Annotated in this window: 10 protein-coding genes; 6 read left to right on the forward strand and 4 right to left on the reverse strand. The window is 39.7% G+C overall.

Translation table 11 applies throughout. From position 1 onward, the window contains the following. Positions 1 to 1,044: a gliding motility protein GldN gene (gldN, locus tag ABXG83_RS12145; protein ID WP_353549134.1), complete on the forward strand. Its 1,044-nt coding sequence runs from the start codon at positions 1 to 3 to the stop codon at positions 1,042 to 1,044. Positions 1,045 to 1,237: 193 nt separating this feature from the next. Here gldN and uvrC read toward each other — a convergent pair whose 3' ends face one another. The 4 genes from uvrC to ABXG83_RS12165 form a co-directional block, all read right to left on the reverse strand. After that, positions 1,238 to 3,055, reverse strand: a complete 1,818-nt coding sequence (gene uvrC / locus ABXG83_RS12150) for an excinuclease ABC subunit UvrC (RefSeq protein ID WP_353549135.1) — start codon at positions 3,053 to 3,055, stop codon at positions 1,238 to 1,240. 43 nt (positions 3,056 to 3,098) lie between these two features. After that, positions 3,099 to 3,668: a hypothetical protein gene (locus tag ABXG83_RS12155; RefSeq protein WP_353549136.1), complete on the reverse strand. Its 570-nt coding sequence runs from the start codon at positions 3,666 to 3,668 to the stop codon at positions 3,099 to 3,101. Positions 3,669 to 3,744: 76 nt separating this feature from the next. Then, a complete protein-coding gene (locus ABXG83_RS12160) occupies positions 3,745 to 5,103 on the reverse strand; it encodes an outer membrane beta-barrel protein (protein WP_353549137.1) in 1,359 nt (452 codons plus the stop codon). 78 nt (positions 5,104 to 5,181) lie between these two features. Further along, a complete protein-coding gene (locus ABXG83_RS12165; RefSeq protein WP_353549138.1) occupies positions 5,182 to 5,763 on the reverse strand; it encodes a sigma-70 family RNA polymerase sigma factor in 582 nt (193 codons plus the stop codon). Between the two features lie 186 nt (positions 5,764 to 5,949). Between ABXG83_RS12165 and ABXG83_RS12170 the strand changes: the two genes are divergently transcribed. From ABXG83_RS12170 to ABXG83_RS12190, 5 genes are all read left to right on the forward strand, one after another. Beyond that, the gene (locus tag ABXG83_RS12170; RefSeq protein WP_353549139.1) at positions 5,950 to 7,608 is read left to right on the forward strand and encodes a DUF1800 domain-containing protein; all 1,659 of its coding nucleotides are present in this window, start codon (positions 5,950 to 5,952) and stop codon (positions 7,606 to 7,608) included. 11 nt (positions 7,609 to 7,619) lie between these two features. After that, positions 7,620 to 9,191 carry a DUF1501 domain-containing protein gene (locus ABXG83_RS12175; RefSeq protein ID WP_353549140.1) on the forward strand — a complete coding sequence of 524 codons (1,572 nt, stop codon included), beginning with the start codon at positions 7,620 to 7,622 and terminating at the stop codon, positions 9,189 to 9,191. 59 nt (positions 9,192 to 9,250) lie between these two features. Next, on the forward strand, positions 9,251 to 11,623 hold the full coding sequence (locus tag ABXG83_RS12180; RefSeq protein WP_353549141.1) for a TonB-dependent receptor: 2,373 nt from the start codon (positions 9,251 to 9,253) through the stop codon (positions 11,621 to 11,623). Positions 11,624 to 11,643: 20 nt separating this feature from the next. Next, positions 11,644 to 12,198 (forward strand): hypothetical protein, encoded by a 555-nt coding sequence (locus ABXG83_RS12185; protein ID WP_353549142.1) that lies wholly within the window; start codon positions 11,644 to 11,646, stop codon positions 12,196 to 12,198. A gap of 97 nt (positions 12,199 to 12,295) precedes the next feature. Next, positions 12,296 to 12,739, forward strand: a complete 444-nt coding sequence (locus ABXG83_RS12190; protein ID WP_353549143.1) for a DUF2721 domain-containing protein — start codon at positions 12,296 to 12,298, stop codon at positions 12,737 to 12,739. The last annotated feature ends 37 nt before the right edge of the window (positions 12,740 to 12,776 follow it).

The raw sequence follows: 12,776 nt of genomic DNA on the forward strand, positions 1-12,776 counted from the left end.
ATGAAAAAGACATTTTTATTGTGCATTACCGTTTCATTGCTGGCAGGTACTACTGCTATGGCACAATTCAATCTGCGGCCCAATAATAATCGCCCCAGAAATGCGGCCGATTCACTCGCTAACAAACGAGATACTACTAAGCCTGCAGCGACAGCTAATGCCAATAAACCTGCTGTAGACCCGGCTACGATTAAACCCGGTAAAACCGTTGATACCACTATCGTTGGCGGTTTTGGTGAAGTAGTTCCGCGCAGTCTTCGTAATGAAACAGCAGCAGATCGCAGTCAGACAAGAGAAAAACGTCCACTGGAATATGAACACCTTCGTGAAGATGACTGGTTATTCAGTGAATTCATCTGGAGAGAGATCGATGCTCGTGAGAAAGTAAACCAGCCATTCATGTATCCCGGTAAAGATGATCTGGGTGATCAGCGTTTCTTCTCGATCTTATTGAGTGCAATCAAGAACGACAGCGTTGTTCCTTTTTCAGCAGAAGGTGGGGATGATCGTTTTACAAAACCCATGTCTTACGAGGATATCACTAAAATGCTGAAAGGACGTCTGGATACACAGCTTGTACAGAATGCAGACAATCCGAATGTTGTAGACACCGCTGTGATTTATGATACCAAGTTTGCTCCGAATCCTGATTCTATCTATACGTTCCGTTTAAAAGAACAATGGATCTTTGATAAAGAAGCCAGCCGCATGTTTGTTCGAATCATCGGTATCGCACCTGTAGCCAAACTGGTGATCAATGGTAAGTCAACACCCAGAACCCTTTTCTGGATCTATTACCCTGATCTGCGTAAAACCCTGACCAAATACAATGTCTATAATACAAAGAATTATGCCGGTAGAATGACCTGGGAAGAACTCTTCGAAAGCCGCTTTTTTGGAAGCTATATTGTGAAAACAAGCAGCAATAATCCTAGCGATCGCTTCCTCAGTGCCTTGATCCGAGATCCATTATTTAGGTTGCTGGAAGGAGAGAATATTAAAGAACGTTTGTTCAACTATGAACAAGATCTCTGGCAGTATTAATACTTAATAATCAACTTGTTATAATGAAAAGGGAGTCCATGGGCTCCCTTTTCGATTAAAAATACCTTATAATATGATTTTTCAAATTTGAATATTGGTTAATTGAAGGGATTCCTTAACTTTACCACGGTTTTTCATAGGATATTGGATTTTAAAAACGGGGTTGGATTTCTATCCTGACCCCTTTTTTATTTTAATCCTGACCCTCTTTTCCGTCGAAAAAAGAAAATATAGCCTCAGCTCTTTTGTTGCCTATTAAGGCAATAATTTGCTCCTTATCAGCGTTTTTAATATTCTTCACTGACTTGAATTCTTTTAACAAAAGAGTAATTGTCTGTTTCCCGATTCCTTCTATTTGTTCCAATTCATTTTTGAATGTTCCTTTCGATCGTTGATTTCGGTGAAAAGTGATTCCAAATCGGTGCACTTCATCGCGTATTCTTCGAACCAGTTTTAGTGCATCACTATCCCATGGTAATTTGATGGATGCAGAATCTCCGGGAAAAAAGATCTCTTCTTCATTCTTTGCCAATCCAACAACCGTTAGGCTTCCATGTAAATTCAATTCATGAATACTTTCCATGGCTGCACTTAATTGCCCTTTTCCTCCGTCAATGATCACCAATTGCGGTAAAGATGTTTCTTCTGTCAATAATCGCTTATACCTTCTGTATACCACTTCTTTCATGGTGGCAAAATCATTGATACCCTTTACTGTCTTTACATTATAATGCCGGTAATCTTTTTTACTGGGTAAGCCATCTCTGAAACATACCATAGCTGATACCGGATAACTTCCCTGAAAGTTCGAGTTATCAAAGCATTCAATATGTACAGGTGTTTCCTGCAAATGCAAATATTCCTGTAATTCGTACAAGACCTTTTTCTTTTCCATGTCTGTACGTCCTTCCAGGTGTAATACTTTCTTTCGCCGTAATTCTTCCTGGAAATAATTTACATTTTTAAGTGCCAGGTCCAACAGTTTCTTTTTATCGCCACCTTTGGGTATTGTAAATGATACTGTTGGGTCAGGATATTCAATTTCAAATGGAACGATGATCTCTTTGGATAAACTATTGAAATCCGCCCGCATCCTATTGATCGCAAAACTTAATACTTCTTCCTCTGTTTCTTCCAGTTTTGTTTCTAATGGTACTGTATGTGTTTGAACGATTGTTCCATTCTGTACCATGAGATAACTGACATAAGCAGTATCTCCATCTTTTAAAATGGCAAAGACATCAAGGCTGCTGAGATGTTTACTAACGACTACAGATGTAGACTGATAGTTTTCAAGGTGTTCAATTTTTTTTCTGATCAACTCGGCTTTTTCGAATTCAAGATTCAGCGCATATGCTTGCATCTGTTTTTTAAAGTGGTTGATCACCGAGCCAAGATTTCCTTTCAAAATATTTCGTACCTGTTGTAATCCTTCATCATATGATGCAGTATCCTGGAGTCCTTCGCAGGGGCCCTTACAGTTACCAAGATGATATTCTAAACAAACTTTGTACTTGCCTCTTTTGATTTGTGTATCACTCAAATTCAATTTACAAGTACGTAAAGGAATATATTGTCTGATGAAACTGATCAGCTCCCTGACCTTACCACTGGATGTAAATGGACCTAAATATTCTGATCCATCGTTGATTTTTTTTCTGGTAAGAAAGATGCGGGGAAATGGTTCTTTTTTGATGACGATATAAGGATAGGTTTTATCATCTTTCAGATTGATGTTAAAACGAGGCTGGTATTCTTTGATCAAAGAGTTTTCCAATAAAAAAGCATCCTGCTCAGAATCTACAATGGTGAATTCGATGCGTCGAATTCGTTGAACCAGTTCATGGGTTTTATAAGAAGTGAAGGTTTTCGAGAAATAAGAACTCACCCTTTTACGTAATTCTTTCGCTTTCCCTACATACAGTAATGTGTCATCCGCATCAAAATATTTATAGATGCCGGGTTGAAGAGGTATTGTATGTGCTATCTGCTGAAACTCCTGTTGCGTCATAAAACTTTTCTTATTCCTGATTGCCTATTCCCTGTCAATGAGTTCATTCTTCCCATCTGACTTCTGTAAGTTCATTCGTAGTATGTCCTTGAATATTCGTGAATGAGCGAATGATCTGAAAGCCTTTGTTCGTATTCCAGTTGTGTTGTTCCATGATCGATGTATTTCCTTTTCGATAGATGCTCCGAATAAATACACGCTGAACCTGATTGCTTTGTTCATCCAATAATACTTCCATCCCTTTAATGGTTACGGTAGTATCTACGGCGGTATAGCTAAGGGTATAACTACCGGTTGCTGCATCCTGGAAAACCGTTTCACGGTAATGTTTTTTTATGTCAGTACCAGTGATATCCTTCGCTATGAATTCTTTTACCAATTCTTCGAATGCTGTTTTTGTTAGTAAACTAGAATCTTTTTTTCCTTCCTTAGTATATACCACAACGATGTTTTTCTTCATCGTTGGAATGATCGCCATCTGGTTTTCAAAAAATGAAGCGGTTGGATAGAATTTGGTACTATCCGGAGAGGGTTGTAATTGATTTTGCGTATGTACATTTTCCCCGCAAGCCAATAATGCATAACTGATCAAAAGTGCCATTAATTGTTTCATCGGGTAAAATTATTCAAACCATACATAAAAAAGCCACCCGCCTAAGACGGATGGCCGATAAACAGATAGTAGTTGGTTATTGTAGAGCCCTTGTTAGGCCGATACGCATGCCATAATCCATCAGGTATTCCTTGATGGGGTATTTATTGGAATAAGTAGGCAAGTGCTGGTAACGAACCTGCGGTCCGATCTGCCAGCTTGTTTTTCCTGATTTGTAGCTGAGGTTGAGACCTACACTGGTATTGATATTCCATTTTCTAACAAGATCATTTCCCTCGGCATAATGTCTGTAATCGGTTGAAAGAAGATAAACACTTTTATTCAGGTTGAAAGTAGGTTGAACAGAAGCTTCCATATTAACACCTACGTGTTTGCCTTTGATCACATCCCACTGAATACCTATCGGAATGGCTAATTGATATACTTTATTCTCCAATTCTGTTTGCTTATAGCCAACATTATTATTATAAGGAGAAAAACGAGTGATATTCTCTACGCCATTGAAATTGATCAATGAAATGGTTGTAGGATCATACGTACGCGATTGGAATGTTTCAATATGATACTGTCTGATATTTAACTGTAATCCTGTTTTGAGTTTTAGTCGGCTCGAAATATTGTATAAAACTGCAAAACCTACTTCCAAACCTACGGCCGGACGATGGCGTACTACTTCATTAACATTGGAAGGCTGATTGAGTGGAGCATTAACAGGTAGTGCAGCAACTGCAGGTTGAATGATCTCCCTTACTTTATCATCAGATAAACGTCTGTAACTAGTAGATGGTGTGATATAAAACTGAAATCCAAATTTTGAAACCGATGGACGCTGTATTCTTTGGTTCTTCGTATGATGGAAATCTTTTAGATAATCATCAGCAGCGGGATCGTTTTCGTGGAATAAACTGATATCTTTTGCGGGTGTTACTTCATTCATTGAAGTGGACTCTGCTGTTACTGAAGAAACCTTTTCATCATTTTGTAATGCATTCGTAACAGGATGCTCAAGAGATGAATTCGGCAAGAGTGATAAAATGCCTGCAGCTTTGGTTCTGTTGATGGTCTGCTGTTGAATATTTTCTTTCAGCACTGTAATATCCGTTTGCGAAAGACTATTATTACCCGCAAACATATCTGTATCGGGATAATCTATCGCAGCGATGGTATTCATGGTGATATTAACCGGAGCCAATGTATTGAAATAATGGTGGCTCTTTTCACGAGATGCTTTATGCGCAGCAATGGTCTCTTGCTCAACCTTGGCAATATTGGGGATCGATAAAGGCTGAGGATGAAAGTTTTGCTGTGTGCTTAAGACCGTACTTAATGTAAGTGCAGTAATGATAAATAAGGAGATGAAAGTAAGTGCAGGCCATGAGCGATGTCCATGTAACTCAGTACGTATATTGGTCCATACCCTATCGGATGGATACATACGGTGCTGCTTTACCTCATCGTGTAAAAACTGCTCAAATTCGTCCTGGTACTTCTGGTTCTCCATATTCAAACGCAACTAGGATTTATTAAAGGCGGCAAGCCATTGATAATCCTGTTTAGGTGCTTCAATGATCTTTTTACGGATCAATATATTTTCCAGCATGGCTTTGGCACGGGTGTACTGACTTCTGCTCGTACTTTCCTCAATGTCCAGCATCATGCCGATTTCTTTATGACTATATCCCTCCAATGCATACAGGTTTAAAACGGTTCGATATCCTACCGGCAGTAACCTGATACATTCAATGATCTGTCTGGCTTGCATGATCGAAGGAATGGTTTCTTCTTTGATATGCACCGATGTCGCATAACTGATATCCAAACTTTCATTGAACTTTTTGTGCTTCTTCAGAAAGTTGATACAAGTATGTACAATGATGCGCCTGATCCATCCTTCAAATGCGCCCTTGTTCTGAAACGTATGTATTTGGGTAAATACTTTAATGAACCCCTCTTGTAACATATCCTCTGCATCTTCTCTGCTGGGTGCAAATCGATAGCATACACTCAGCATTTTAGGACTGTACCGATTGTACAATTCGCGCTGTGCGGCAGCGTCGTTTTGTAAACAGCCTGCAATGATAGCCTGCTCGGTCATGAGGGGTAAAATAGATTTACCCTAAATATAGACATATTTTACTTTCTGATGCTGCATTGTGCAATGGATTTGTATCTGGTATTTTATTAAGTGATTATTAAAACTTTCTGAAAAGTAAAAAAGAGCGTACAAAAGCATATTTTAACAGAAAGATTTGATTTTCAAGATCCTATATAAAGCCTGAGTATGGAAGCAACCTTAACTAAACCCTCCGGCGGCAAATTATCACAGTCGAAAGATGATATTCCGACACCCACTACCGGACTCGCACCTTATACCGGTCCTTGGACCGAGAGTGAAGTGATTCACCTGTTGAAGCGTGCATTATTTGGGGCTAAAAGAAGTGATATTGCGTATTTCAAAACACTGACTTGTGCCCAGGCCGTTGATCAACTCTTAACCTTGCCGGTTGACCCTCCTTCACCTCCGGTGAAAGAATATGCAACACCTGCTAATGCTACCAATCCAGATACCAATGTTTTACAAGGAGATACCTGGGTGAATGATCCTAGTAATGATGGAACTGTCAATAGTTTGCGACGCAGCTCTTTCAAAAAATGGTGGATGGGCTTAATGATCAATCAAGATCGTAACCTGCGTGAAAAAATGACCCTCTTCTGGCATAATCATCTCGCTACAGAAAGCACAGATGTGAATGCTCAGTTTTTATACAAGCATCATTCCATGCTCAGGAGTTTTGCCTTGGGAAATTTTAAAGCCTTGATGAAGGCAGTGACCATTGATCCGGCAATGTTGGTGTACTTGAATGGTCAATTGAATCAAGCCGTTGCCCCGGATGAGAATTATGGTCGTGAATTACAGGAATTATTTTGTTGTGGTAAAGGTCCCGGCTCTTTATATACCGAAGAAGATGTTCACGCATCTGCACGTGTACTTACAGGATGGCGTAACAATGCCAATACGATTTCCTCTTTTTTTGATAATAATCGACACGATAAAACCAATAAACAATTTTCTTCCTTTTATAACAATACCGTTATCGTAGGTAAAAGCGGACCAACCGCCGGTGAAGAAGAATTAGATGCATTGCTGAACATGATCTTTGCCACCAATGAAGTGGCTGAATACATGTGTCGCCGCTTTTATCGCTGGTTTGTATATTATGATATTGATGAAACCGTTGAGAACAATATCATCAAACCATTAGCAGTCATTTTCCGAAATGCCAATTATGAAGTAGCTCCGGTAATTCGCACTTTACTCATGAGCGAACATTTTTATGATATACTTTCCAGAGGTTGTCAAATAAAGAGTCCGGTAGATCTGGCTGTTGGATTATGCCGTGAATTCGAAATATCATTTGAACCTGCGCCTGAGTACACTATCAATTATGGTCATTGGAATTATCTGGTAAATCAGTGTGCCAATCTGCAACAAAATATCGGAGATCCTCCCGATGTGAGTGGATGGAAAGCCTATTATCAAGAACCACAGTTCTATGAAATATGGATCAATAGTGACACCCTTCCAAAGCGAAACCAGTTTACAGATACAATGGTGATGAATGGATTTACATTCGGCGGTAAACGTATGATCATTGATGGTGCTGAATTCGCTAAAACATTAACCAATCCTGGAGATCCCAATCAATTGATCAATGATCTTACAAAGCTGATGTATCGATTAGATATATCTGATGCTTCAAAGGCACAGATCAAAAAGGATATTTTATTGGGCGGACAATCAGAAGATTATTATTGGACCAATGCATGGAATCAGTTTGTCAATAATCCCGGTGATATGGCCAATACCACTACCGTTCGGAATTATATCCGCGATCTGCTCAAATATTTAATGAACCTCGCCGAGTATCAACTCGCTTAAAATCCAATACTATGAGAAGAAGGGATTTCTTACGCAATACAGTGCCTGCAGGGGTGATGTTGCCCTCACTGATCAATGGTATGACGGTAAAGGCTTTCGGCGCAGAATCATTACTCATGCAAGGTCTATTTCCTGCTACCACTGATACTGATCATGTGCTCGTGATCGTTCAACTCAATGGAGGAAATGATGGATTGAATACGGTCATACCAATTGAATATTTCCCCAATTATATCCGTGCCAGATCCAATATGTACATACCGCAGCAAAAAGTATTGGGTTTATCCGGTACTGATAAAGTAGGGTTACATCCTGCTATGACAGGTATGCAATCCTTATACAATGATGGTAAAATGAGTGTGATACATTCAGTGGGATATCCGCAACCCAATTTCTCTCACTTCAGAGCTACTGATATTTGGATGAGTGCCAGCGATAGTAAAGAAGTGGTCAATAGCGGTTGGACAGGTCGCTACCTGAATTATGAATATCCGAATTTTCCCAATGGTTATCCGAATAGCAGTATGCCGGATCCCTTGGCGATACAGATCGGTTCAGCAACATCATTGGCTTTACAAGGCCCCGCTGTAAGTATGGGTATGAGTATTTCCAACCCAAGTAATTTTTACAACCTGATCGCAGGTGTTCAGGACCCGGCTCCGAATACACCGGCAGGTAAAGAATTGACCTATATCCGTAAAGTAGCACAACAAACCACTGCATATGCGGAAGTCATCAAAGCGGCTTCTGCCAAAGTAACCCAACAGTCTGAATATCCTAACAATTCATTGGCCGCACAATTAAAGATCGTTGCTCGATTGATTGCAGGAGGATTGAAAACAAGGATCTACATGGTGAGTTATGGTGGTTTCGATACACACTCTGCTCAAGTAAACTCAACGGATCATACAACAGGTACACATGCGAATCTGCTTAAAAATGTAAGCGATTCTATCAAGGCTTTTCAGGATGATCTGAAATTACAAAAAGTAGAAGATCGTGTGCTGGGAATGACTTTCTCCGAATTCGGAAGACGTATCAAAAGCAATGGAAGCACAGGAACTGATCATGGATCTGCAGCTCCCATGTTTGTATTTGGAAAAAATGTGGATGCAGGTGTCATTGGTGATACACCCAATATTCCTGTGACCGCATCTTTCAATGATAATCTTCCTTTTCAATATGATTTCAGAAGTGTGTATGCTACCATCTTGAATAAATGGCTTTGTGTTGATGCTGATGACCTCGAACAGATCATGTTGAAAAACTTTCAGGTACTACCCATTGTCAATTCATTGGCTTGCAATAAATCGGTTAACCTGTCTGGAGAAAATTTTATTACCAATTATCCCAATCCATTTACGCAGTCTACCAATATCAGTTTTAAAACTGCTGGCGGACATACACTGATTCAAATCATTGATACGATGGGAAGGGTGTTGCAGAATCTGGTCGATAGAGAATATGAAGCCGGTAATTACAATGTGGTATTTGATGGCGCTCGCTTGCAGCCCGGTGTTTACTATATCCGATTCCAGAATATGGTGGTTCAACAGGTGCGCGCAATGTTAAAAGTGAGATAATCGGTGAATTTTTTGCAACAATGATGTAAAAATGAAAAAATCCTATTATTTTTACAACGTTGTTTCAAAAATTAAGATATCAGCTATTCTGTCTCCTATTACTGATCGGGGGAAGTGCTGCCCAGGTTCTGGGGCAATGCACGCTTGTTTTTTCCGGAAAAGTCATTGATGCAGATACTCGTTTACCCCTGAGTGGTGCTTTGGTACAAATACCTGCATTGAAGATCAGCAAGACCACTGATGCAGAAGGTAATTTCAAAATAGCGGGTATCTGTGCGGGTAATTATGATGTGAACATTTCTCATGTTAGCTGTACACCCGTATCTGAACATCTACATTTCAAAGATGATATCAAACACAATTTTTTTCTTCCACATACCAGTAATGAACTCGCTGATGTAACCGTTCGAGGAACCATCAGTACAAAAGGTGCGGCAATTTCTCAAGATATCAAAGGCAAGGATTTAGAAGCACTGCGCGGACTTTCACTGGGGGAGTCTTTACAAAAAATTACCGGAGTTAGTGTATTGCAAACAGGTTCCAATATTTATAAACCTGTGATCCATGGATTGCATAGTAATCGTGTTTTGATACTTAACAATGGTATCAGACAAGAAGGGCAGCAGTGGGGGAGTGAGCATGCTCCTGAAATCGATCCTTATGTTGCCAATCGATTATCTGTCATAAAAGGAGCCAGCACCATCCGTTATGGTGGAGATGCTATCGGGGGAGTGGTATTGGTAGAACCCAAACTCTTAAGATCGGTTCCCGGTATTAGTGGTGAATTGAACATAGCAGCTTTTTCAAATAATCGTCAGGGTACAATATCAGGGATCATTGAAGGCAATTCAAAAAAGAATGAAGCATTTTCCTGGCGCTTACAAGGAACAGCCAAGCGAGGTGGTAATGCAAGAACGCCGAATTACTGGCTGGCCAATTCAGGTAATGAAGAATTCAATGGTTCTGCTGCAATGGGTTGGCGTTCGGCCACAAAAGGATTGGAATTTTTCTATAGCATTTTTAATACAAGACTGGCCATTTTCTCAGGTTCACATATTGGTAATGTAACAGATCTGTTACAAGCAATTAGTAGCAAAGAACCACCGGATTATATTCGAAATATCGGGTTCACTTATAAGATCAACAGACCTTATCAGCAAGTACAGCATCAGTTGGTGAAAGTAAAAGCCTTTCGCAATACGGGCGATATCGGTAAGCTGAATATGATCTTATCGTTACAACACAATTGGCGCAGAGAATATGATGTGAGACGTTTTCAAAGCAGCGCCAATGTTCCGCAACTCGATCTGAAAATGACAACATTAGGTACCGATCTGATCTGGGATCATTTTAATACCGGTCATTTCAGAGGTACTGCAGGTATTACCGGCAGCTATCAGCGGAACAGTTATGAATACCGCCTATTCATACCCAATTATGAAGCATTCAATCTGGGTGCTTTCATCGTGGAGAAATGGAATTATAAAAAATGGTTGATCGAGGGCGGACTTCGTTTCGATCATCGAAGCATCGTGAATACAAATTCGAATGGTGGCGTACAATTTAGGGATCGTACATTCAATAATTTCTCCGGTAATACCGGGATCTCTTACGAAGTAGCTGATGGACTTCAATTCACCATCAATGCATCTACAGCGTGGAGAGCACCACAGGTAAATGAATTGTACAGTGATGGATTACATCATGGTTCAGCAAGAATAGAGAAAGGAGATGCGAATTTACAACCAGAAAGATCGAATAGTGTATTGTTCAATACGGTATTGAATAAAGGTAGATGGCATATTGATGCGGGTGTATATATGAAAAGAATAGATGGATTTATTTATCTCTTTCCGGTATTTCCTCCCGAGCTCACGATCAGAGGTGCTTTCCCTACATTCCGCTTTGGACAAGCACCTGTGAATATGCATGGTTTTGATTTGAGTGCAGCTTATACCATCAGTTCTCATTTTCAACTGGATGCCAAATCTTCTATTGTAAGAGCTAAAAACAGAAGTACAAAAGAGTGGATGATACAAATGCCGGCAGACAGATTTGAGGCAGGACTACAATATAGTTTGGGTGATTTCAAGAATTGGAAAGAAACCTATATCAAACCATCTGTTCAATATGTGAGCAGACAAACGCGTGTGCCTGCCACAGGGAATATTCCGGTAGTAAATCCTGACGGAACTACGTCTATGCAATCAGATTATCTGATGCCACCACCTGCCTATACATTAATTGGAGTTGAGGCCGGAACCGTTTTACAAACGAAACAACAGAAAATTCAAATTACACTTACCATAAGTAATGCATTGAATGTTGTATACAGAGAATACATGAATGCTTTCCGATATTTCTCCGATGAAATGGGTAGAAATATTGGACTGAAAATAAAAATTCCCATAGAACCAAAAACCAAATCATAATTTCTAAAAATCAAGTGTGTATGAAAAAGCAACTTTCTTATTTGATGGCAGCGTTAATGATGGTGACCTTTGTGGCAACCGGTTGTAAAAAAGATGATAAAGAACCGGAGAATGAAGAAGAATTGATTACCACATTGAAGTTAACGTTTACAGAAGTGGGTGGAACAGCCACCTCAACAGTTACTTTCAAAGATGCTGATGGTCCGGGTGGAAATCCTCCAACACAGAATGAACAGATCATTTTATCTCCTAATAAACAATACAACTGTACTGTTCAGGTGTTGAATGAAAGTAAATCACCGGCAGAAGATATCACTACAGAAGTAATTGCAGAAGCCAACGATCATCAGTTTTATTTCGAGCCTACTGGTGTGAATATTACAGTGAATGGATTGAATACCGATCCGAATGGTCGCCCATTAGGTGTTACCAGCAGATGGAATTGTGGTGCTGTAAGCGGTCCTGGTACTGTGAAAGTTACCCTTAAGCACAAGCCTGGTACCAAAGGAGCAAATGATCCTGTAACCCTTGGTGAAACAGATGTAGAAGTAAGTTTTGCAGCACGCATTCAATAATTTTTCTCAGGGTTTTGTTTTAGTTTGAGCATTAAGTATCCCGATATATATCGGGATACTTTTTTATTGGAATAGATCTTCTTTCTTAATTTTAAGTATGGAGATCAATTTAAACACACCTGCACTATTATTCCCTGCTATCAGTCTGATCATGTTGGCATATACCAATCGATTCCTTTCTTTATCCAATCGAATTCGTAACCTTCATGATAAGTACCAAAGCCATGAACAAAAACACATCATTCATGGACAGATCAAGAATCTCCGTTATCGTTTGAAGCTGATCAAGAATATGCAGGCATTGGGGGTGGTTACCTTTTTAGGATGTATTATTTGTATGTACCTGATCTATACACAATTCATGATCGCTGCAAACATCGTATTTGCGGTAAGCCTGATTTGCTTTGCAGCATCCTTATTTCTTTCCCTGATTGAAATACAACTGAGCACCAAAGCCCTGGAGTTGGAATTAAGTGATATAGAAGGACTGGAAGATCCTTCCGTGATCGAGTATTTTAAAAAGAAATTTGGAAGAGACTGAAGCAATGAGAAACAAGAAATAGGAAATAAAAAAATCT

This window comes from Sediminibacterium sp. KACHI17 (assembly GCF_040362915.1).
In the GTDB taxonomy this organism is placed as follows: domain Bacteria; phylum Bacteroidota; class Bacteroidia; order Chitinophagales; family Chitinophagaceae; genus Sediminibacterium.